The following is a 20,358-nucleotide window of genomic DNA, read 5'->3' as shown; positions in this document are numbered from 1 at the left end:
CAGCGCGGTTTCCCGGGCTGCCCTCGCGTGGCGCGAAGCCGATTACTTCTTGGCGGTACCGAAGCGGTTGCGGAAGCGCTCGACGCGGCCGCCCATGTTGTCCACGGACTTCTGGGTGCCGGTGTAGAAGGGGTGCGACTCGCTGGAGGTGTCCAGCTTGAACAGCGGCAGCTCGCGGCCGTCGTCGGTCTTGCCCATCTCGCGCGTGGCCACGCAGGAGCGGGTCACGAACTTGAAGCCGTTGGAAAGGTCCACGAAGAGCACTTCGCGGTAGTTGGGGTGAATGCCTTCTTTCATGGGGTCCTCGTCATGTGCGGCAGCCGGGCCAGCGGATCCGACCTACTTACCGCGAAAAAGCTTAGCCAGCGATTATAGCCAAAACAACAAACCGCCCCAAATGAGCGATTTGCCAGGCCGAGCGGCGCAGCCGCGAAGGCCGTTCTGGAATGCGTGGCCCGGCTCTGCCGGGGCACTGCATTGCCCCCCAGTGGGGGGAGGCGGCCCAGGTGGGCCGCATCGGGGGGCGTCCTACCCCCCCCGACGCATCATGTCGAAGAACTCCACGTTGGTCTTCGTGGCCTTCATCGACTTCAGCACCATCTCCATCGCCTCGATCTCGTCCATGTTGTACATGAACTGGCGCAGAATGCGGGTCTTCTGCAGGATCTCGGGGGCCAGCAGCAGTTCTTCGCGGCGGGTGCCCGAGCGGTTGAGCTGGATGGACGGGAAGACGCGCTTCTCGTACAGGCGGCGGTCCAGGTGGATCTCGCAGTTGCCCGTGCCCTTGAACTCTTCGAAGATCACTTCGTCCATGCGCGAGCCGGTGTCGATCAGCGCGGTGGCGATGATGGTCAGCGAGCCGCCTTCCTCGACGTTGCGCGCCGCGCCCAGGAAGCGCTTGGGGCGCTGCAGGGCGTTGGCGTCCACGCCGCCGGTCAGCACCTTGCCGGAGGAGGGCACCACGTTGTTGTAGGCGCGGGCCAGGCGGGTGATGGAGTCCAGCAGGATGACCACGTCCTTCTTGAGCTCGACCAGGCGCTTGGCACGCTCGATCACCATCTCGGCCACGTGCACGTGGCGGGCGGCCGGCTCGTCGAAGGTGGAGGCGATGACTTCGGCCTTCACCGAGCGCTGCATCTCGGTCACTTCCTCGGGCCGCTCGTCCACCAGCAGCACCATCATGTGGCTGTCGGGGTAGTTGGCCGAAATCGCGTGCGCGATGTGCTGCATCATCACCGTCTTGCCGCTCTTGGGCGGCGCGACCAGCAGCGCGCGCTGGCCCTTGCCGATGGGCGCGATGATGTCGATGATGCGGCCGGTGATGTTCTCTTCACCCTTGAACGCGTCCCGCTCGAGCTTCATGGGCTCCTTTGGGAACAGCGGGGTCAGGTTCTCGAACATGACCTTGTGCTTGTTCTGCTCGGGCGGGCCGTCGTTGACCTTGTCCAGCTTGGTCAGCGCGAAGTAGCGCTCGCCGTCCTTGGGCGTGCGCACCTCGCCTTCGATCATGTCGCCGGTGTGCAGGTTGAAGCGACGCACCTGGCTGGGCGAGATGTAGATGTCGTCGGTGCTCGCGGTGTAGCTGGTGTCCGGGCTGCGCAGGAAGCCGAAGCCGTCCGGCAGGATCTCCAGCACCCCGTCGGCGAACACCTGTTCACCGGCGCGCGCGCGCTTCTTGATGATGGCGAACATCAGCTCCTGCTTGCGCATGCGGCCGGTGTTCTCGATCTCCAGTTCCTCGGCTTGCTTGAGCACTTCGGAGACGTGCAGTGCCTTGAGTTCGTTCAGGTGCATGGAGGGACTCCTTGCGGAGCTTTGTTCTTGTCGTTCCTGGGGGAGGTTCGATGCCGAGGCGAGGGGGCCTCTCGAACCGGGGTTCAGACCGGAGGCGTTGCCGCCGGTTGAAACTGATCGGGATTATGCAGGAAAAATGCCGGGCGGTGGCCCGGCGGGATGCCAGGCCGCGCCTGCAAGCGCGGCCGCAGTGCGAAGCCTCAGGCCAGCTGGCGCTCGACGAAGGCGACGATCTCGGCCTTGGGCTTGGCGCCCACCAGCGTGCCCTTGAGCTCGCCGCCCTTGAACAGCATCAGGGTGGGGATGCCGCGGATGCCGAACTTGGCCGGGATGTCGCGGTTCTCGTCCACGTTCATCTTGGCGATCTGCAGCTTGCCGTCCATGGAGCTGGCGACTTCGTCCAGGATGGGAGCGATCATCTTGCACGGGCCGCACCATTCAGCCCAGTAGTCCACGAGCACGGGTTGCTCGGACTGCATGACGTCGGCTTCGAAGCTGGCGTCGGAGATGTGCTTGATCAGGTCGCTGGCCATGGTGCGGGGTTCCTCTGGAGGTGGCCGCGCGCGCTGCGCAGCCGTGTTTTGTGGGTTCATTTTGACAGAAAGCAGGCACCGCGGCAGTGCCCGCGGCGACACCGCCTGCTATCGCCGCGATAGCGAAGGCCATGGCTGGCGCCCCTGGGATGCGCCGCCTGGCGCCGCGGCAGGGTGGCACCGGCGGGCCTGGGTCCTGCTCTAGAACTCACGGCGGAAGAACAGCATGGGCTTGCCATGCTGGCGCCGCACGGTGATGCGGCCGCCGCCCTCGAGTTGCCAGGCGATGCCGCCGTGGTCGGCGACGAAGCCCGCCTGGGGCAGGGCCTGGGCCGGCCGCTCCTGCACGGCCTTCGCCAGCACGGCGTCGCGGGCGTGGATGAGCGCGATGGCGCTGGCGGGGCCCCGCTGGACCCGCTGCCAGGCGCCTGCGGGGGGCGTGTCGCGCGGCACGGCCTCGGCGGCGTGGGCGGGAAGGCCGCAGGCCCACGCGAAGGCGGCCAGAGCGAGCGCTGCCCGGGTGCGGGCCGCCGGCCCGGCCGGGCCCCTGCGCAGGCCCAGGGCCTGCGGCGGGAGATCGGCGGGGCGCGTGCGGCGCGCGAACATGGTTCACCTCCTGGTGAACCCACTGTGCCGCCCGCGCGCGCGGGCGCGTGTCGGACGGCTGCGACCTGCAGGGTGGGAGGGGCAGGCGCGTGCATGCAGGCCGCAGCCGGCCTGCGCGGACGGCCTAGCGCAGGGCGGAGAGCTTCGCCTGCACGTTGGCGACCTGGTTGCGGAAGGCGTCGAGCGCGATGTCCTGCACGGCCCCGTCGCGTGCGGCGGCCAGGCTGCGCAGCTGCCCCTGCAGGGGGTCGAGCAGGGGGGGCGACGCCTCGACGGCGGTGGCGATCAGGGCGTCCTGGGTCACCTGCAGCGCCTCCACCTTGCCGAGGATGGAGCCGCACAGCTTGAAGAGTGCCTGGACGGTCGCCAGCACTTCGTCGTCTTCCATCGAACCTCCAGAAAAAGAGGGCCGAGTGTGAGGTGTGGCCCGCGGCGGGTCAACCGGTTCGCACGGCCGAGCAGGCGCCGGGCGCGCTCGAAGAAGAGGAAGGAGAAGGGAGGTTGACGAGCCTTACCCCCGGCACTGGCTCCACAGTTAGGGCTGCTTGGTTCCCCACCTGACCCGGTTGGCCGCTTCACCATGCGGGGAGGCCCGTCAGGACGTATTGTAGGCGCAGTGCGGGGCGCCGCAGCGCGACCGTGATGATCGCAGCCCGTAGAATCGCCGCGATGTCGTACCTCGTGCTCGCCCGCAAGTACCGGCCCCGCAATTTCAGTGAAATGGTGGGCCAGGAGCACGTGGTGCAGGCGCTGGGCAACGCGCTCACACAGCAGCGCCTGCACCACGCCTACCTGTTCACCGGCACGCGCGGCGTGGGCAAGACCACCGTGTCGCGCATCCTGGCGAAGTCGTTGAACTGCCAGGGCCCGGACGGGCAGGGCGGCATCACGGCCACGCCCTGCGGCATCTGCCAGGCCTGCACCGAGATCGACGCCGGCCGCTTCGTCGACTACGTGGAACTCGACGCCGCCTCGAACCGCGGCGTGGACGAAGTGCAGGCGCTGCTGGAGCAGGCGGTCTACAAGCCGGTGCAGGGCCGCTTCAAGGTCTTCATGATCGACGAAGTGCACATGCTCACGGGGCATGCGTTCAACGCCATGCTCAAGACCCTGGAGGAGCCGCCCGAGTACCTGAAGTTCGTGCTGGCCACCACCGACCCGCAGAAGGTGCCCGTCACGGTGCTGTCGCGCTGCCTGCAGTTCAACCTGCGGCCCATGGCGCCCGAGACGGTGCAGGCGCACCTGTCCGAGGTGCTGGAGGCCGAGGGCGTGCCGTGCGAGCCGCTGGCGCTGCGGCTGCTCTCCCGCGCCGCGCGCGGCTCCATGCGCGATGCGCTGTCGCTCACCGACCAGGCCATTGCCTTCGGCGGCGGCACGGTGCTGGAGGCCGCGGTGCGGCAGATGCTGGGCAGCGTGGACCGATCCCATGTCTTCCGCCTCATCGATGCGCTCGCGCGGGGCGATGGCGCCGCGGTGGTCGAGCTGGTGGATGCGCTGCGCACCCATGGGCTGAGCGCGGGGTCCACCCTGGAAGAGATGGCGGCCGTGCTGCAGCGCATGGCGGTGCTGCAGGCGGTGCCCAACGCGCGGGCCGACGACGACCCGGACGCCGCCGTGATGGCCCGCCTGGCCCAGGGGCTGCCGGCCGACGAGACCCAACTGCTCTACTCGCTCGTGCTGCATGGCCGCGCCGAGCTGGGCCTGGCGACGGATGAATACGCCGCCCTGGTGATGGTTCTGCTGCGCCTGCTGGCCTTCCGGTCGCCGGCGGCGGAAAAAAAAACTCTGATTGACGCCGGCGGGCCGGTTGCCGCCGCCCGAACTGCGGCCGCGCCGCCGCCGCCAACCAGGCCCGAGCCTGAGCCTGCGCGCGAGACGGGCCCGGCCGTGGCGGCCGCCGTCCCCCCGCAGGCCGGCGTCCCCGAGGCGCAGGCCCTGCCTGCGCAATCCACACCCCCTGCAGCGGCCGCAGCGGCTGGTGTCATGCCGCCCGCGGCGCCCGTCCCGTCGCCGGCCGCCCGCCGGCCGCAGCCCGCCGGGTCACCCGACAACCTGCCCCCCTGGGAAGACGTCGACGCCGTACCCGCCGAGCCCGCGGACCTCGCGGCCGACTGGGCGGCTGCGACCCTGGTACGCCCCGCCGGGTCCCAGCCTGCGCCTGCCGCGGTCCGCGCGGTGCCGGCGGCCAGCGCGCCGCCCGGCCAGGTGCTGCCGGTGCGCGAAGCGCGCGGCGCCGGGCCCGCGCCGGGCCAGCCCGTGCCGGCTGCGAACGGCGAGGTGCTGGGCGTGCCGGTGCGGGTGCAACCCGAGCCGCGACGCGAGGTGGCCGCACCCGCGCCCCTGCAGCCCACCGAGGAAGGCGACTTCTGGCATGCGACGGTGATGGCCATGGTGCAGCAGGAAAGCATCACGGCCCTGGTGCGTGAGCTGGCGCTGCAATCGCAGCTGGTCGGGCGCGACGAGGGCCACTGGGTGCTGCGGGTGGAGCGCGAATCGCTGAACCAGCCCGCCAGCCGCGAGCGTTTGCGCACGGCCCTGAATGCGGCCGGCCATGCGGTCACGCTGGCCGTCGAGGTCGGGGTCGTGACGGACAGCCCGGCCCGCCGCAACGCGGCCGCGGCCGAGGCCCGGCAGCGCGCGGCCGAACAGATCATCCTGCAGGACCCGTTCGTGCAGGACATGATGCGCGACTTTGGCGCGAAAATCGTGCCTGGCAGCATCAAACCGACCTAAGGATTCCAAGACATGTTCAACAAGGGACAACTCGCCGGCCTCATGAAGCAGGCGCAGGCCATGCAGGACAACCTCAAGAAGGCCCAGGACGAGCTGGGGACCATCGAGGTGACCGGCGAATCCGGCGCCGGCCTGGTGAAGGTCACCATGACCTGCAAGCACGACGTCAAGCGCGTCGCGATCGATCCCAGCCTGCTGGCCGACGACAAGGACATGCTCGAGGACCTGGTCGCCGCAGCCTTCAACGCCGCCGTGCGCAAGGCCGAGGAGACCTCGCAGGAGAAGCTGGGCAAGATCACGGCCGGCATGCCCGGCCTGCCCGGCGGGATGAAGTTTCCCTTCTGATGGCGCATGACAACGCGCTGGAGGCCCTCGTCGAGGGGCTGCGGCGCCTGCCGGGCGTGGGGGTGAAATCCGCCTCGCGCATGGCCTACCACCTGCTGCAGCACGACCGTCCGGGCGCCCAGCTGCTGGCGCAGGCGCTGGAGCAGGCGGCCACGCGCATCCGGCACTGTGCGCGCTGCCACACCTTCACCGAAGGCGAGGTCTGCGCCACCTGCCTGGACCCGCGGCGCGACGCCACCCGCCTGTGCGTGGTGGAGACGCCGGCCGACCAGGCGGCGGTGGAGCGCACGGGGGCCTACAAGGGCCTGTACTTCGTGCTCATGGGCAAGCTGAGCCCGCTGGACGGCATTGGCCCGCGCGACATCGGGCTGGCCACCTTGTTCGAGCGCGCCACCGACGGCCAGGTGCAGGAGGTGATCCTGGCGACCAACTTCACGGCGGAGGGCGAGGCCACCGCCCACGTGATCGGCGAGGCCCTGAGGGCGCGTGGCCTGAAGGTCACGCGGCTCGCGCGCGGGGTTCCCGCGGGCAGCGAGCTCGAATACGTCGATCTGGGTACGATCGCGCACGCGCTGGTCGACCGGCGCTGAACGATCACACCCACAACGAGGAGGGCCCCCATGCCGAACACGGCGCACTTCACCATTGCGAACTGGTGCATCTTCATCGCCTGCGTGCTGCCCATCGTGTGCGCCGGCATCGCCAAGTCGGGCATGTTCGGCAGGCCGCGGCGCGAAGGCGGCTATGACAACGCCGACCCGAGGGGCTGGCTCGCCCGCCAGGCCGACTGGCGCGCCCGCGCGAACTCGGCGCAGGCCAACAGCTTCGAAGCGCTGCCGTTCTTCATCGCCGCGGTGCTCGCGGCCCAGCAGATGGGCGCGACCCAGTCCATCATCGACATCCTTGCGGTGGTGTTCATCACGCTGCGCATCATCTACATCGCGATGTACGTGGCCGACCTCGCCAGCGCGCGCACCCTGGTGTGGATCACGGCCTTCGCCGTGAACGCCGGGATCCTCTTCTTCGGTTACCGCTGAAACCTTTCTTCCGAAGGTTACGTGGAAACCCGCACGGGATCGTCCCGATGCGGTGCAACATGGGGATCCCTACGCTTGCGGAGATAAAGAAAAGAGAGGTTTTCCCATGCGCAATCTCCGCATGTCCCGCCGCTGCTTCAGTACCGCGGCAGCCCTCGCAGCGGCTTCGCTGGCTGCGCCTTCGCTTCGCGCACAGGGCAGGATCGAAAAGCCGCGCATCGCGCTCGCCGTGGGCGGCAAGGCCGCCTTCTACTACCTGCCCCTGACCATCTCCGAGCAGCTCGGCTATTTCAAGGCCGAGGGCCTGGACGTCGAGATCTCCGACCTCGCCGGCGGCTCGCGCGCGCTGCAGGCCCTGGTGGGGGGCTCGGCCGACGTGGTGAGCGGTGCCTTCGAGCACACCATCAACATGCAGGCCAAGAACCAGTTCATCGAGGCGTTCGTCCTCGAGGGCCGGGCGCCGCAGATCGCGATGGGCGTGTCCACCAAGACCATGGGCAGCTACAGGACGCTCAAGGACCTCAAGGGCAAGAAGATCGGCGTCTCGGCGCCGGGCTCTTCGACCAACATGGTGGCCAACCTCGTGCTCTCGCGCGGCGGCCTCAAGGCCAGCGACGTGAGCTTCGTCGGCGTGGGCACGGGCGCGGGCGCGCTGTCGGCGCTGCGCTCGGGCCAGATCGACGCGATCTGCAACACCGACCCGGTGATGACCATGCTGGAGCAGAAGGGTGACGTGAAGATCATCAGCGACACCCGCACGCTCAAGGGCACGCAGGAGGTCTTCGGCGGCCCCATGCCGGCGGCCTGCCTCTACACCCACGCCGACTTCGTCAAGAACAACCCCAACACCTGCCAGGCCTTGGCCAACGCCATTGTCCACGGCCTGAAGTGGCTGCAGACCGCCGGCCCCTCGGACATCATCAAGACCGTGCCCGAGAACTACCTGCTGGGCGACCGCGGGCTCTACCTGGCCTCCTTCAACAAGGTGCGCGAGGCGATCGCGATCGACGGCCTCATGCCCGAGGAAGGCCCGCGCACGGCGCTCAAGGCCCTGGCCAGCTTCGAGCCCAGCGTGAAGCCGGACAAGATCGACCTCTCGCGCACCTACACCAACGAGTTCGCGCGCCGGGCGAAGGAAAAGTTCAAGGCCTGATCGCCCGCGTCCCTTGCAAGCGCCCGCCGCCCTCGAGCTCAACGGCATCACCGTCACCTTCCGCGCCCGCGAGGGCGGTGGGCGGTACACGGCGGTGGCCGACACCACGCTGCGCATCGCGCCCGGTGAGTTCGTGTCCGTGGTCGGGCCCACCGGCTGCGGCAAGTCCACGCTGCTGAACATTGGCGCGGGCCTGCTGGCGCCCTCGGCCGGGGAGGTGCGCGTGTTCGGCGAACCGCTGGCCGGCATCAATGCGCGCGCCGGCTACATGTTCCAGGCCGAGGCGCTCATGCCCTGGCGCAGCGCCCTGGACAACGTGATGGTCGGCCTGCAGTACCGAGGCGTGCCGCAGGCCCAGGCGCGTGAGCAGGCCCAGGCCTGGCTGGCGCGCGTCGGGCTGGCCGACTTCGGTGACCGTTACCCGCACCAGATGTCCGGTGGGATGCGCAAGCGCGCGGCCCTGGCACAGGTGCTGGCGCTGGACCCGGACATCATCCTCATGGACGAGCCCTTCTCGGCGCTGGACATCCAGACCCGGCAGCTGATGGAGAACGAGGTGCTGGACCTGTGGGCCGCCAAGCGCAAGGCCGTGCTGTTCATCACCCACGACCTGGACGAGGCCATCGCGATGAGCGACCGGGTGGTCGTGCTGTCCGCCGGGCCTGCGACGCACCCGATCGGCGAATTCAGCATCGACCTGCCGCGGCCGCGCGACGTGGCCGAGGTCCGCGGCCAACCCCGCTTCGTCGAGCTGCATTCGCAGATCTGGGGCGTGCTGCGCGAAGAGGTGCTCAAGGGCTATGCCCAGCAACTGAAGAAGGCGGCCTGAGCATGTGGCGTGCCCTGCGGCCCGGTGAGCGCAACCTGCGGGCCTGGCAGCTGGTGGTGCTGGTGCTGCTCCTGGCCGGCTGGCAGCTGGCCTCGCGCAACGAACAGACCGCGTTCTTCATCGGCGAGCCGGTGCAGGTGGCTGGCCGGGTGTGGTCGTGGTTCCTGCCCTGGAGCCTGCCGCCGAACGCGCTCTTCCCCGACGGCCTGCCGGGCAACGCCGACATCTACATCCACCTGGGCGTGACCCTGCTGGAGACCGTGCTGGCCTTCGGCATCGGCACGCTGCTGGGCCTGGGCCTGGGCCTGTGGCTGGCGCTCGCGCCCACGGCCAGCGCCATCCTGGACCCCTACATCAAGGCCGCGAACTCCATGCCACGCGTGATCCTCGCGCCCATCTTCGCCCTCTGGTTCGGCCTGGGCATCTGGAGCAAGGTCGCCCTGGCGGTGACGCTGGTGTTCTTCATCGTCTTCTTCAACGTGTACCAGGGCGTGCGCGAGGTGAGCCCCGTGATCCTCGCCAACGCGCGCATGCTGGGTGCCAACCACCGGCAGCTGCTGCGCACGGTCTACCTGCCCAGCGCGACGAGCTGGGTGTTCTCCAGCCTGCACACCTCCGTGGGACTGGCCTTCGTGGGGGCGGTGGTGGGTGAGTACCTGGGCTCGGCGCGCGGCGTGGGCTACCTCATCCTGCAGGCCGAGGGCACCTTCGACGTCAACACCGTGTTCGCCGGCATCGTGGTGCTCACGGCCTTCGCGCTGGCGCTGGACGGCCTGGTCGGTCGCATCGAGGCCCGGCTCATGACCTGGCAGCCGCGCCAGGGCGAAACGGAAAAGCTCTAGGGCGCGCTCAGCCCGCGCCGGCGCGCTTGTGCGCCTTGCCCTTGCTCTTCGCCTTGCCGTGGCGCGCCGTGGCGGACTCGGCCTTGGCCGCGGGCCGCGCGTGCGTGGCAGCCTTGCCGCCCTTGCCGGCGGCGACCGCCGCCCGGCCGGCCTTGACGGGCAGGAACAGCACCACCTGCTGGCCGGGGTGGAAGGTGGCGTTGGTCGCCACCCCGTTCCACTCCGCCACCTGCGCCGGGGTCACGCGGTAGCGGCGTGCCATCGTGGCCACCGTCTCGCGCCGTCCCGCCTTCGCCATCACCTTGCGGTTCGTGATCTCCGGCGCCAGGCTCAGCTGGGCGTTGTCGGCCACGCGCGGCGCCACGTCGTCCTGCTGCTCGGGCGTGCGCGGCACGATCAGCACGGATCCGGCCTTGATCAGCATGCGCGGCGGGATGGTGTTGGCCGCACGCAGTTCGGCCTCGGTCATGCCCACGCGCCGCGCGGCTTCGGCCGCACCCATGGTGGTGGGCACGCTCCAGGCGGTCCAGGTGGCCAGCTGGCCGCTTTTGTAGGCCTCGAAGTTGCGCTGGAACACCGCGGCGTTGTCCCAGGGCAGCAGGATTTCCGGTTGGCCCGCCGCCAGGATCACCGGGCGCTTCATGGACGGGTTGAGGGTGCGGAACTCCTCGGGTGGGACATCGGCCAGCCGGGCCGCCATCTTCACGTCGATGTCGCGGTTGATCGCGACCGTCGTGAAGTAGGGGTGGTTCTCGATCACCGGCAGTTCGACGTGGTAGGTGTCGGGGTTGGCCACCAGGTTCTTCACCGCCTGCAGCTTGGGCACGTAGTTGCGCGTTTCCGCCGGCATGGACAGGTCCGAATAGCTGGTGCCCAGCCCCATGCGCTGGTTCTTCGCGATGGAGCGGGCCACGCTGCCTTCGCCCCAGTTGTAGGCAGCCAGCGCGAGCTGCCAGTCGCCGAACATGTTGTAGAGCTTCTGCAGGTAGTCCAGCGCGGCGCGGGTGGAGGCGAGCACGTCCCGCCGGTCGTCGCGGAACACGTTCTGCTTGAGGTCGAAGGTCTGGCCCGTGGCCGGCATGAACTGCCACATGCCCGCCGCACGCGCGCTGGACACCGCCTCGGGGTTGAAGGCGCTCTCGATGAAGGGCAGCAGCGCCAGCTCGGTCGGCATGTTGCGGCGCTCCAGTTCCTCGACGATGTGGAACAGGTACTTGCGCGAGCGGTCCGTCATGCGCTGGATGTAGTCGGGCCGGGAGGCGTACCACTGCTCCTGCTGGCGCACCAGGTCGTTGTCCAGGTCCGGCATGCGGAAGCCGCGCCGGATGCGGTCCCACAGGTCCACGGGCGGGCTGAGGGGGGCCACGCCCCGCGAGGCGGCCTCGGCCGCGGTGATCGGCTTGAGTTCGCCGCCCGGGATGTCCGGCGCGGCCATCACGCCGAACTCGACCGGCTTGGCCGGGGCCTGGCCCGGGGCGGGGGCCGTGCCGGGCGCGCCGGTGGTGGCGCAGCCGGCCAGCCACAGCAGCAGTGACAGGCCGGCGATGTGCAGCAGTCTCATCTGAATTCGTTCTTCCATTGCCGGAGGGTGGCAAGCACCGCGGCCGGATCGTCCGGGGGGGTGCTGCCGTCACGGGCCTGCGCCGACTGCGCCACGGCGGGCCGCCGTACGCGCAGGAAAGGGTTGATGCGCAGTTCCGTCGCGATGCTGGAGGGCAGCGTGGGACGGCCCGCGGCCCGCAGTGCTTCGCACTGCGTCCGGTAATGGATCAGTTCCGCGTTGCCGGGTTCCACCGCCACCGCGAATTTCAGGTTCGAGAGTGTGTATTCGTGGGTGCAGCAGACCCGGGTGTCGCCCGGCAGGGCCGCCAGGCTGTCGAGCGAGGCCAGCATCTGGGCCGGCGTGCCCTCGAACAGGCGGCCGCAGCCGCCAGAGAACAGCGTGTCGCCGCAGAAGAGCAGGGGATGGCCGTCCATGGCCGCGCAGTAGAAGGCGATGTGGCCGGCGGTGTGGCCGGGCACGTCGAGGACGGCGAAGGACAGGCCCAGGGCCTGGATGCTGTCTCCGCCCGCCAGGGGGGCGTAGGGCCGCGGGATGTTCTCGCGCGCCGGGCCATACACCGTGGCCCCGGTGGCGTCGCGCAGGGCGTCGACCCCGCCCGTGTGGTCGCGGTGGTGGTGCGTGACTAGAATCGCTTCCAGCCGCAGGCCTTCCTGCTGCAGCCGGTCCAGGACTGGCGCAGCGTCACCCGGATCGACCACCAGCGCCCGCTGCCCGTCGTGCAGGAACCACAGGTAATTGTCCTCGAACGCCGGTAACGGGATCAACTTCATGAGCGAGCCGATTATAGGAATGCAGGAGTGGTTCGAAACCGCCCCCGGCCGGTACCTTCTGGCCTGGGAGCGCGCGGAGTTCGACCGTGCGGTCGGCGACATCTTCGGCTACCACGCCCTCCAGCTGGGCCTGTGCGAGCTGGATGCGCTGGCGTCCAACCGCATGCCCTACAAATGGCTGGCGAGCCAGGAGCCGCCGGCAGCGGGCAGCGCGGTGCAGCCCGGCCTGGTCACCAATTTTGCCGCATTGCCGTTCGAGGCCCACAGCCTGGACCTGGTGGTGCTGCCGCACACGCTGGAGCTCAATGTCGATCCGCACGCCACCTTGCGCGAGGTCGAGCGCGTGCTGGTGCCCGAAGGCAAGGTCGTGATCTGCTGCTTCAACCCGGCCAGCCTGTGGGGCCTGCGGCAGCGCCGCGCCCACCTGTACCGCCGGCTGGGCTTCGGCGAGCTCTTCCTGCCCGGCGCCGGTGAGTTCATCGGCTACTGGCGCATGCGCGACTGGCTGCGGCTGCTGGGCTTCGAGGTCGAGGCCAGCAGCTTCGGCTGCTGGCGGCCGGCGCTGCGCACCGAGCGCTGGCTGGAGCGATTCGACTGGATGGACCACGCCGGCGAACGCTGGTGGCCCATTCTCGGTGCGGCGTATTTCCTGGTGGCGGTCAAGCGCGTGCGCGGGGCCAAGCTGATCGGCCATGCGTGGCGGCCCGCCAAGGCGCTGTCGTCGGCGCCCGTGCCGTTGGCCAACCGCCAACCCAGCCCTTATTTTGAAATGGAAGGACAGGATTGAATCCGGTCGAGATCTACACCGACGGTGCCTGCAAGGGCAACCCCGGACCCGGCGGGTGGGGCGTGCTGATGCGCGCCGGTGCCCACGTGAAAGAGCTGTACGGCGGCGAACTCGCCACCACCAACAACCGCATGGAGCTGATGGCGGTGATCCAGGCCCTGCAGTCGCTGCGGCGGCCTTGCGCAGTGACCCTGCACGTGGACAGCCAGTACGTGCTCAAGGGCATGACGGAGTGGCTGGCCGGCTGGAAGGCCAAGGGCTGGCGCACGGCGACCAAGCAGCCGGTGAAGAACGTCGAGCTGTGGCAGACGCTCGACGAGCTGGTGAACCGCAGCGGCCACCAGATCCAGTGGCGCTGGGTGCGCGGCCACGACGGCGACCCGGGCAACGAGCGCGCCGACGCGCTGGCCAACCTGGGCGTGGAGGTCGCGCTGGGCCGGCGGCCGGCGCCTGCCGTGTAAAGGCTGCGTAAAACCCGGCGCCTGGCGGCCTGCAATGCGCCGGACGCCCCTGCGCCGCAGGGTCCTTGCCCATGCGCAGCGGCTGGGCTGCTGCTACATTCCCCGGAACGTTGGCATGCAATCACACGGGCGGCAGACCCGTGGCGCCCAGACTCTCACTCCATGGCATCCAAGACCCTTCTTTCGACGGCCGCGGTGGCCGTGCTGGCCCTCGCGGGTGGCACGGCCTGGTGGCTGCAGGCCCGGGCCCAGGCCCCGGCCGCGTCCACGGCCGCCACGGCGCCCGCCACGCTGGTGACGCTGGCGACGGCACAGCAGCAGGATGTGCCGGTGACCGTCAGCGTCAACGGCAGCGTCGTGTCCCTCAACAGCGTGGACGTGCGGCCGCAGGTGAGCAACGTGGTGACCCGCGTGCACGTGAAGGAGGGCGAGACGGTGCGCGCCGGCCAGCTTCTCTTTTCGCTGGACGCACGGGCCGACCGGGCCAACCTGGAGAAGGCGCGCGCGCAGGTGCAGAAGGACGAGGCGACGCTGGCCGACCTGGAACGCCAGTTCCGTCGCAGCCAGGACCTGCTGGCGCAGAACTTCATCGCCCGCAGCGCCACCGACACCGTGCAGTCGCAGGTCGAATCGCAGCGGGCGGCCGTCGCCGCCGACCGGGCCGCCGTGCAGGCCGCGGCCGTGGCCCTGGGCTACGACGAGATCCGCTCGCCGGTGGCCGGGCGGACCGGGGCCATCCCCGTCTTTGCCGGCACGCTGGTGCAGCCGGCCACGCCGCTGGTCACCGTGACCCAGCTCGACCCGATCGCGGTGAGCTTCCCGGTGCCCGAGGGCCAGTTGCAGGACCTGCTGCAGGCGGCCAGGCGCCGCGCGCCGGTGCAGGCCGTGGTGCCCGGCCGGGCCGCGCCCCTGCAAGGCGTGCTCAGCTTCGTCGACAACACGGTGGACCCGCAGGTCGGCACCGTGCGCGCCAAGGCCGAATTCGCCAACCCGGATCAGGCGCTGTGGCCCGGCCAGTACGTCAACACGCGCGTCACGGTGCGCGTGCTGCACGGCGCGATCGTGGTGCCCGTCGCCGCGCTCATCACCGGCCCGGCGGGGCGCATCGTGTACGTCGTCAAGGACGGCACCGCCCAGCCCCGCAAGGTCGAACTCGACTACACCGCCGAAGACCGCGCGGTGGTGCGCGGGCTGCAGCCGGGTGAGAGCGTGGTGCTGGAAGGCAAGCAGAACCTGCGCGCGGGCGCGCGGGTCCGCGTGGAGCGCGCGCCCGCCGCCGCCCCGGCCGGCCGCGCCAGCACCCCGCCGCGCAAGGACCCGGCGTGAACATCTCCGAGCTGTGCATCCGGCGGCCGGTCATGACCGTGCTGCTCAGCGCCGCGCTGGTGGTGGCCGGGGTGCTGGCCCTGATGCGCATCCCGATCGCGGCCCTGCCGCGCTACAACACGCCGGTGATCGCGGTGAACGCCCAGCTGCCGGGCGCCTCGCCCGACACCATGGCCAGCTCGGTGGCACTGCCGCTCGAGAAGCAGTTCTCCACCATCGCCGGCCTCAAGCTCATCAGTTCCATCAACACGCTGGGCAACAGCCAGATCACGCTGGAGTTCGAATCCACGCGCGACATCGACGCTGCCGCCGTGGACGTGCAGGCTGCGCTGCTGCGCGCACAGCGGCAGTTGCCGGCAGAGCTGACGGAACTGCCTTCCTACCGCAAGGTGAACCCGGCCGACGCACCGGTGCTCTTCATCGCGCTGAACTCGCCCTCGATGAGCCTGGCCGAGCTCAACGACTTCGCCGAGAACCTGATCGCGCCCACGCTGTCCACCATCGACGGCGTGGCCCAGGTGAACGTGAACGGGCAGAAGCGTTTCGCCGTGCGCATACGCGCCAACGCCGAGTTGCTGGCCGCCCGTGGCCTCACGCTGGAAGACCTGGCAGCGGCCATCAAGGCGGCCAACTCCAACACGCCCATCGGGGTGCTCGACGGGCCGCAGCAGACGCTGACCATCCAGGCCAACGCGCAGCTGCGCAATGCGAGGGAGTTCGAGGGCATCATCGTCGCCACCCGCAACGGCGCGCCCGTGCGGCTGTCCGAGGTGGCCACCGTGGAGGACAGCTTCGAGTCCGTCAAGACCTCCGCCAGCTACAACGGCGAGCGCTCCATCCTGCTGTCGGTGCAGCGGCAGCCCGACGCCAACACCGTGCAGGTGGTGGACGCGGTCAAGAAGCTGCTGCCCCAGTTCCGCGCGCAGCTGCCCCAGTCCATCCACATCTCGCTGGTGAACGACCGCTCCGTCTCCATCCGCGAGGCCCTGCACGACGTGAACCTGACCCTGGCCATCACCGTGCTGCTGGTGGTGCTGGTGATCTACCTGTTCCTGCACCGCGTCACGGCCACGCTGATCCCGGCGGTGACCATGCCCATCTCCCTGATCGGCGCGCTCTCGCTGCTCTATGCGCTGGGCTACAGCCTGGACAACGTCTCGCTGCTGGGCATCACGCTGGCCGTGGGCCTGGTGGTGGACGACGCCATCGTGGTGCTGGAGAACATCGTGCGCCACATCGAGGGGGGCATGCCCCCGCTGCAGGCCTCGCTCAAGGGGGCGCGCGAGATGGGCTTCACCATCGTCTCGATCTCGGTCTCGCTGGTCGCGGTGTTCATCCCGGTGTTCTTCATGCCGGGCGTGATCGGGCTGCTGTTCCACGAGTTCGCGGTGGTGGTCTCGCTGGCCATCGGGGTGTCCGCGGTGGTCTCGCTCACCCTGGTGCCCATGATGGCCAGCCGCTTCCTGCGCCACGAGGACGGCGACGGCCAGGGGCACGAGGACATCGCCAAGGTGCCGGGCGGCCCGCTCAACCGCGGCTTCGAGCGGCTGTTCCGTGCCGTGCACGGCGCCTACATGCGCAGCCTGGAGTGGTCGCTCCAGCGGCGCGGCCTGATGCTGGGCCTGGCGGCGGCCACCTTCGCGCTCACCGCCTGGCTGGGCATGGCCCTGCCCAAGGGCTTCTTCCCGGAAGAGGACATCGGGCAGATCCAGGTCACCACCGAGGCGTCCGAGGACATCTCCTTCACGGCCATGCTGGCACTGCAGGACCGCGTCGCCGCGGCGATCAAGGCCGACCCCAGCGTGCAGGACGTCAGCTCCTTCATAGGCGCCGGCGGCCCGACCGGCACGCTCAATGCCGGCCGCATGTTCGTGGTGCTCAAGCCGCGTTCCGAGCGGCCCCGGATGGCGCAGGTGATGGAGTCGCTGCGCAAGGCGGCCCGCAGCGTGCCGGGCATCGCGGTCTACCTGCGCCCCATCCAGAACCTGCAGCTGGGCGGCCGCATCAGCAAGAGCCGCTACCAGTACACGCTGCAGTCCGTGAGCGCCGACGCGCTCTCCGACTGGAGCGGCCGGATGATGGAGCGCATGCGCGCCGACCCGGCCTTCCGCGACGTGACCAGCGACTCGCAGAACCGCGGCCTGCAGGCCTCGCTGCGCATAGACCGCGACAAGGCCAACCTGCTGGGCGCGCAGATCGGCGACATCCGCAACGCGCTCTACGACGCGTTCGGTGAGCGCCAGGTGTCCACGATCTACAGCGCGGCCAACAGCTACCTCGTGATCCTGGAGGCCTCGGACGCGGACCGCCGCTTCGAGGACGGCCTCTCGCGCATCCAGCTGCGCGGGCGCAACGGCGCCCTGGTGCCCATGAGCGCCTTCGCTACCGTCGAGCGCACCGTGGGCCCGACGGCGGTGAACCACCAGGGCCAGCTGCAGGCCATCACGATCTCCTTCAACCTCGCGCCTGGCACCCCGCTGGGCGTCGCGACCGCCAAGATCGACCGCTTCACGCAGGAGATCCAGCTGCCGCCCTCGGTGATCACCAACTACGGCGGCGACGCGGCGGTGTTCCAGGATTCACAGGGCAGCCAGGCCGTGCTGCTGGTGTCGGCGCTGCTGGTGATCTACGTGCTGCTGGGCGTGCTCTACGAGAGCTACGTGCACCCGCTCACCATCCTGGCGGGCCTGCCCTCGGCCGTGGTGGGGGCGTTGCTGGCCCTGGCGGTGTTCGGGTTCGACCTGACGCTGATCGCCACCATCGGCATCCTCATGCTGATCGGCATCGTCAAGAAGAACGCCATCATGATGATCGACTTCGCCCTGGAGGCGCAGCGCACGGATGGGATGGCGCCGGTCGACGCGATCCGCGAGGCCTGCCGGCTGCGCTTCCGTCCCATCCTCATGACCACGCTGGCGGCGCTGATGGGCGCCCTGCCCATGGCCTTCGGCCTGGGCGCGGGGGCCGAACTGCGGCAGCCGCTGGGCCTGGCGGTGGTGGGGGGCCTGGTGTTCTCGCAGGTGGTGACGCTCTACATCACGCCCGCGATCTACCTGGCGCTGGAGCGCTACAGCGGGCGCGGCCCCCCGCGCGACCTGGATGCGCTGGGCCGCAAGGTGTTCGGCGCCACGCCGGCCGAACACGACCTGATCGCCAAGTAAGGACTGGGCAGGCACAAAAAAGGCCCGCGAGTGCGGGCCTTCTGCCTGATGGCGAGCCGGGGGTCAGGACTTCTTCGCGGCGGCCTTGGCCTCGGCCTGCTCGCGCTTGACGTCGGCCAGGGCCTTCTCGTGCGCGGCCTTGGCGTCCTTCTCGCAAGCCTTCTTCTCGTCGCCCTTCATGGGCTTGCACTGGGCCTTGGCGGACTTGTAGTCGGCATCGGCCTTCTTCTTGGCGGCCTTCACGTCCGCCTTGGTGGGGGCCATGGTCGAGCTGGTGCCCATGCTGGAGGACGCGCTGGTGGACGGGGCCGAGGCCGCGCCCATCGGGGCACCGGTGTGCGAGGCGGCGAAGGCGGTGCCAGCCAGGCCGGTGGCGAGCAGGGCGGTGATCAGAGCTTTGTTCATCATGATGAGTTCCTTGAGATTGAAAGCCGGCGAAAAGCCAGGCCTCTTACTCAACGTGCCTGCCGACCCCCGGGTTGTAGGACGCCGCCGCTTGGCGCGTCGGCCTGCGGCGCATCCTGGCCCGGGGCCGTCTCAGACCACGCCCTCGAACATCATCACGTCCACCATGTCGCCCGCGGCCACGCTGCCCTGGCCGTGGTGCAGCACGACCAGGCCGTTGCCCTGCACCATGCTGCTGAGCACGCCGGAGCCCTGGTTGCCGGTCAGCCGTACTTCCAGCCGGCCGTCGGGGCCGGTGGACACCGTGCCGCGCTGGTATTCGGTGCGGCCGGGCTTCTTGCGGATGGGCTGCACGCTGCGCGCCTGCAGCAGCGGCAGGGGCCGCGGCCGCGCGCCCATCATGCGCAGCAGGGCAGGGCGCACGAACGCGAGGAAGGTCACCATCACCGCGACCGGGTTGCCCGGCAGGCCGAACATCACGGCACGGCCGATGCGGCCCACCGCCATGGGCCGGCCGGGCCGCATGGCGATGCGCCAGAAGGCCACGTCGCCCAGCTTGGCCATCATGGCCTTGGTGTGGTCGGCCTCGCCCACGCTCACGCCGCCGCTGGTGATGATGGCGTCGGCCTGCGCGGCGGCCTCGCGGAAGGTGGCCTCCAGGCGCGCCGGGTCGTCGCCGACCACGCCGAAGTCCAGCAGCTCGCAGCCCAGCCGGGCCAGCAGGCCGCGCACCGTGTAGCGGTTGCTGTCGTACACCGCGCCCTCGCGCGGCGGCTCGCCCAGGCTGAGGATCTCGTCGCCGGTGGAGAAGTACGCCACGCGCAGCGGCCGGCGCACCGGCACGGTCGGGATGCCCAGGCTGGCGGCCAGCCCCAGGGCGGCCGGGCCCAGCCGTTCACCGGCCGGCAGCGCTGCGCTGCCGCGCTGGATGTCCTCGCCGGCCAGGCGCCGGTTGTCGCCCTGGCGCAGCAGGCCGGCGGTCACCCGCACCCGCCCGTCCGGCAGCAGGCTGGCCAGCTCTTGCGGCAGCACCGTGTCCAGCCCGGCGGGCATGATGGCGCCGGTCATGATGCGCACGCAGCCCCCCGGCGGCACCGTGCCGCCCCAGGCCTTGCCGGCCAGCGCCGTGCCAGAGGGCGGCAGCAGGTCCAGCGGCTGGCCTGCCACCAGGGCGCTGCCGTCGAAGGCGAAGCCGTCCATGGCGGAGTTGTCGTGCGGTGGCACGCTGACCGGCGAGACCAGGTCGCGCGCCAGCACGCGTCCCAGCGCCTGCGCGATGGGCAGGTCCTCGACCTCCTCCACGGTCTGCACCAGGGCGGCCAGGAACGCGTTCACGGCGTCCACGTCCAGCGCCTGGGGGTCGTAGCCCTGCAGCTCGGCCGCGATCTGCGACAGCGACTTCATGGCAGCTCCAGCCGCCGCAGCTCGTCCAGCGTGTTGGCGTTGAAGAAGGCGCGCGGGTCGTCCCCGGGGCGGTCGAAGGTCACGGTGGCCACGCGATGCTGCGCCGTCCAGGCGTCGATCTTGCGGCCGCCCGACTGGACGAAGGCGAGCAGGCTCTCCAGGAGCCCGACCTGCAGCAGGCAGAACACCGGCTGCGTGCGCAGCTGGCCGTCCTCTTCGCGCGCGCAGGCCATGGCGATCTCCGCGTCCTGGGCCAGGGCCGCCTCGCCCAGGCGCTGGACCAGGTCGAGCGGGAACAGCGGGGTGTCGCAGGGCACGGTGACCAGCCAGGGCGTTTCGCAATGCGCCAGCCCGCACAGGAAGCCCGCCAGCGGCCCCGGGTAATCGGCGGCGGCGTCCGGCCAGACCGGCGCGCCGAAAGCCTCGTAGGCGGCCAGGTTGCGGTTGGCGTTGACCAGCGTCTCGCCGACCTGCATGCCCAGGCGCATGAGGGCATGCAGGGCCAGCGGCATGCCGTTGAAGTTCTGCAGGCCCTTGTCGACCCCGCCCATGCGCGAGCCACGCCCGCCGGCCAGGACCACGCCCGTCACATCCTGCGGTGCCAGCAT

21 protein-coding genes and 1 other RNA gene are annotated in these 20,358 nt (G+C 70.1%); 11 read left to right on the top strand and 11 right to left on the bottom strand.

Annotated features, from left to right (window positions below):
• Window positions 1-42: 42 nt before the first annotated feature.
• The 6 genes from IM725_RS06405 to ffs all read right to left on the bottom strand — a co-directional run bounded on the left by IM725_RS06405 (window position 43) and on the right by ffs (window position 3,530).
• Complete coding sequence (locus IM725_RS06405; protein WP_193779739.1) at window positions 43-297, bottom strand: type B 50S ribosomal protein L31; 255 nt, start codon at window positions 295-297, stop codon at window positions 43-45.
• A gap of 231 nt (window positions 298-528) precedes the next feature.
• Window positions 529-1,794: a transcription termination factor Rho gene (gene rho / locus IM725_RS06400; protein WP_193779738.1), complete on the bottom strand. Its 1,266-nt coding sequence runs from the start codon at window positions 1,792-1,794 to the stop codon at window positions 529-531.
• A gap of 200 nt (window positions 1,795-1,994) precedes the next feature.
• Window positions 1,995-2,327, bottom strand: a complete 333-nt coding sequence (trxA, locus tag IM725_RS06395) for a thioredoxin (protein WP_193779737.1) — start codon at window positions 2,325-2,327, stop codon at window positions 1,995-1,997.
• A gap of 201 nt (window positions 2,328-2,528) precedes the next feature.
• On the bottom strand, window positions 2,529-2,933 hold the full coding sequence (locus IM725_RS06390) for a hypothetical protein (protein ID WP_193779736.1): 405 nt from the start codon (window positions 2,931-2,933) through the stop codon (window positions 2,529-2,531).
• 124 nt (window positions 2,934-3,057) lie between these two features.
• Window positions 3,058-3,321 carry a hypothetical protein gene (locus IM725_RS06385; protein WP_193779735.1) on the bottom strand — a complete coding sequence of 88 codons (264 nt, stop codon included), beginning with the start codon at window positions 3,319-3,321 and terminating at the stop codon, window positions 3,058-3,060.
• 112 nt (window positions 3,322-3,433) lie between these two features.
• Window positions 3,434-3,530: signal recognition particle sRNA small type (gene ffs, locus IM725_RS06380), an RNA gene on the bottom strand.
• Between the two features lie 72 nt (window positions 3,531-3,602).
• Between ffs and dnaX the strand changes: the two genes are divergently transcribed.
• The 7 genes from dnaX to IM725_RS06345 all read left to right on the top strand — a co-directional run bounded on the left by dnaX (window position 3,603) and on the right by IM725_RS06345 (window position 9,872).
• Window positions 3,603-5,666, top strand: a complete 2,064-nt coding sequence (gene dnaX, locus IM725_RS06375; protein ID WP_193779734.1) for a DNA polymerase III subunit gamma/tau — start codon at window positions 3,603-3,605, stop codon at window positions 5,664-5,666.
• Between the two features lie 12 nt (window positions 5,667-5,678).
• Window positions 5,679-6,011 carry a YbaB/EbfC family nucleoid-associated protein gene (locus IM725_RS06370; RefSeq protein WP_193779733.1) on the top strand — a complete coding sequence of 111 codons (333 nt, stop codon included), beginning with the start codon at window positions 5,679-5,681 and terminating at the stop codon, window positions 6,009-6,011.
• Window positions 6,011-6,601: a recombination mediator RecR gene (gene recR / locus IM725_RS06365; RefSeq protein WP_193779732.1), complete on the top strand. Its 591-nt coding sequence runs from the start codon at window positions 6,011-6,013 to the stop codon at window positions 6,599-6,601. The genes IM725_RS06370 and recR overlap by 1 nt, the downstream gene beginning before the upstream one ends.
• Before the next feature lie 30 nt (window positions 6,602-6,631).
• Complete coding sequence (locus IM725_RS06360) at window positions 6,632-7,048, top strand: MAPEG family protein (RefSeq protein ID WP_193779731.1); 417 nt, start codon at window positions 6,632-6,634, stop codon at window positions 7,046-7,048.
• Window positions 7,049-7,169: 121 nt separating this feature from the next.
• Window positions 7,170-8,201: an ABC transporter substrate-binding protein gene (locus tag IM725_RS06355; RefSeq protein ID WP_193779730.1), complete on the top strand. Its 1,032-nt coding sequence runs from the start codon at window positions 7,170-7,172 to the stop codon at window positions 8,199-8,201.
• 13 nt (window positions 8,202-8,214) lie between these two features.
• Window positions 8,215-9,030 carry an ABC transporter ATP-binding protein gene (locus tag IM725_RS06350; protein ID WP_193779729.1) on the top strand — a complete coding sequence of 272 codons (816 nt, stop codon included), beginning with the start codon at window positions 8,215-8,217 and terminating at the stop codon, window positions 9,028-9,030.
• 2 nt (window positions 9,031-9,032) lie between these two features.
• On the top strand, window positions 9,033-9,872 hold the full coding sequence (locus tag IM725_RS06345) for an ABC transporter permease (protein ID WP_193779728.1): 840 nt from the start codon (window positions 9,033-9,035) through the stop codon (window positions 9,870-9,872).
• Between the two features lie 7 nt (window positions 9,873-9,879).
• On the opposite strand, the gene IM725_RS06340 is transcribed toward IM725_RS06345, so the two are convergent.
• Window positions 9,880-11,433: a transglycosylase SLT domain-containing protein gene (locus tag IM725_RS06340; RefSeq protein ID WP_193779727.1), complete on the bottom strand. Its 1,554-nt coding sequence runs from the start codon at window positions 11,431-11,433 to the stop codon at window positions 9,880-9,882.
• Window positions 11,430-12,206, bottom strand: a complete 777-nt coding sequence (gene gloB / locus IM725_RS06335; RefSeq protein ID WP_193779726.1) for a hydroxyacylglutathione hydrolase — start codon at window positions 12,204-12,206, stop codon at window positions 11,430-11,432. The genes IM725_RS06340 and gloB overlap by 4 nt, the downstream gene beginning before the upstream one ends.
• Here gloB and IM725_RS06330 point away from each other — a divergent pair.
• The 4 genes from IM725_RS06330 to IM725_RS06315 all read left to right on the top strand — a co-directional run bounded on the left by IM725_RS06330 (window position 12,205) and on the right by IM725_RS06315 (window position 17,941).
• Complete coding sequence (locus tag IM725_RS06330) at window positions 12,205-12,993, top strand: class I SAM-dependent methyltransferase (RefSeq protein WP_227753622.1); 789 nt, start codon at window positions 12,205-12,207, stop codon at window positions 12,991-12,993. The two genes, gloB and IM725_RS06330, sit on opposite strands and share 2 nt — an antisense overlap.
• Window positions 12,990-13,454, top strand: a complete 465-nt coding sequence (rnhA, locus tag IM725_RS06325; protein ID WP_193779725.1) for a ribonuclease HI — start codon at window positions 12,990-12,992, stop codon at window positions 13,452-13,454. Before IM725_RS06330 ends, rnhA begins: the two co-directional genes overlap by 4 nt.
• Before the next feature lie 162 nt (window positions 13,455-13,616).
• Window positions 13,617-14,780 carry an efflux RND transporter periplasmic adaptor subunit gene (locus IM725_RS06320; RefSeq protein WP_193779724.1) on the top strand — a complete coding sequence of 388 codons (1,164 nt, stop codon included), beginning with the start codon at window positions 13,617-13,619 and terminating at the stop codon, window positions 14,778-14,780.
• A complete protein-coding gene (locus IM725_RS06315) occupies window positions 14,777-17,941 on the top strand; it encodes an efflux RND transporter permease subunit (RefSeq protein ID WP_193779723.1) in 3,165 nt (1,054 codons plus the stop codon). The genes IM725_RS06320 and IM725_RS06315 overlap by 4 nt, the downstream gene beginning before the upstream one ends.
• A gap of 63 nt (window positions 17,942-18,004) precedes the next feature.
• On the opposite strand, the gene IM725_RS06310 is transcribed toward IM725_RS06315, so the two are convergent.
• The 3 genes from IM725_RS06310 to mobA form a co-directional block, all read right to left on the bottom strand.
• Window positions 18,005-18,349, bottom strand: a complete 345-nt coding sequence (locus IM725_RS06310; protein ID WP_227753621.1) for a cell envelope biogenesis protein TolA — start codon at window positions 18,347-18,349, stop codon at window positions 18,005-18,007.
• 129 nt (window positions 18,350-18,478) lie between these two features.
• Complete coding sequence (gene moeA / locus IM725_RS06305) at window positions 18,479-19,750, bottom strand: molybdopterin molybdotransferase MoeA (protein ID WP_193779722.1); 1,272 nt, start codon at window positions 19,748-19,750, stop codon at window positions 18,479-18,481.
• Complete coding sequence (gene mobA / locus IM725_RS06300; RefSeq protein WP_193779721.1) at window positions 19,747-20,358, bottom strand: molybdenum cofactor guanylyltransferase MobA; 612 nt, start codon at window positions 20,356-20,358, stop codon at window positions 19,747-19,749. Before mobA ends, moeA begins: the two co-directional genes overlap by 4 nt.

Source organism: Ramlibacter aquaticus, assembly GCF_015159745.1.
Classification (GTDB): domain Bacteria; phylum Pseudomonadota; class Gammaproteobacteria; order Burkholderiales; family Burkholderiaceae_C; genus Ramlibacter; species Ramlibacter aquaticus.
The sequence above is the reverse complement of the archived record's forward strand: the minus strand, read 5'-3'. Positions and strand labels throughout refer to the sequence as shown.

Bases quoted from the DNA above. Each gene is read 5' to 3' on its own strand.
- moeA (WP_193779722.1), bottom strand. From the start codon at position 19,750: ATGAAGTCGCTGTCGCAGATCGCGGCCGAGCTGCAGGGCTACGACCCC.
- IM725_RS06340 (WP_193779727.1), bottom strand. From the start codon at position 11,433: ATGAGACTGCTGCACATCGCCGGCCTGTCACTGCTGCTGTGGCTGGCC.
- IM725_RS06385 (WP_193779735.1), bottom strand. From the start codon at position 3,321: ATGGAAGACGACGAAGTGCTGGCGACCGTCCAGGCACTCTTCAAGCTG.
- IM725_RS06320 (WP_193779724.1), top strand. From the start codon at position 13,617: ATGGCATCCAAGACCCTTCTTTCGACGGCCGCGGTGGCCGTGCTGGCC.
- IM725_RS06370 (WP_193779733.1), top strand. From the start codon at position 5,679: ATGTTCAACAAGGGACAACTCGCCGGCCTCATGAAGCAGGCGCAGGCC.
- IM725_RS06355 (WP_193779730.1), top strand. From the start codon at position 7,170: ATGTCCCGCCGCTGCTTCAGTACCGCGGCAGCCCTCGCAGCGGCTTCG.
- IM725_RS06310 (WP_227753621.1), bottom strand. From the start codon at position 18,349: ATGATGAACAAAGCTCTGATCACCGCCCTGCTCGCCACCGGCCTGGCT.
- IM725_RS06360 (WP_193779731.1), top strand. From the start codon at position 6,632: ATGCCGAACACGGCGCACTTCACCATTGCGAACTGGTGCATCTTCATC.
- rho (WP_193779738.1), bottom strand. From the start codon at position 1,794: ATGCACCTGAACGAACTCAAGGCACTGCACGTCTCCGAAGTGCTCAAG.
- IM725_RS06405 (WP_193779739.1), bottom strand. From the start codon at position 297: ATGAAAGAAGGCATTCACCCCAACTACCGCGAAGTGCTCTTCGTGGAC.
- trxA (WP_193779737.1), bottom strand. From the start codon at position 2,327: ATGGCCAGCGACCTGATCAAGCACATCTCCGACGCCAGCTTCGAAGCC.
- IM725_RS06330 (WP_227753622.1), top strand. From the start codon at position 12,205: ATGAGCGAGCCGATTATAGGAATGCAGGAGTGGTTCGAAACCGCCCCC.
- dnaX (WP_193779734.1), top strand. From the start codon at position 3,603: ATGTCGTACCTCGTGCTCGCCCGCAAGTACCGGCCCCGCAATTTCAGT.
- IM725_RS06390 (WP_193779736.1), bottom strand. From the start codon at position 2,933: ATGTTCGCGCGCCGCACGCGCCCCGCCGATCTCCCGCCGCAGGCCCTG.
- gloB (WP_193779726.1), bottom strand. From the start codon at position 12,206: ATGAAGTTGATCCCGTTACCGGCGTTCGAGGACAATTACCTGTGGTTC.
- mobA (WP_193779721.1), bottom strand. From the start codon at position 20,358: ATGCTGGCACCGCAGGATGTGACGGGCGTGGTCCTGGCCGGCGGGCGT.
- IM725_RS06345 (WP_193779728.1), top strand. From the start codon at position 9,033: ATGTGGCGTGCCCTGCGGCCCGGTGAGCGCAACCTGCGGGCCTGGCAG.
- recR (WP_193779732.1), top strand. From the start codon at position 6,011: ATGGCGCATGACAACGCGCTGGAGGCCCTCGTCGAGGGGCTGCGGCGC.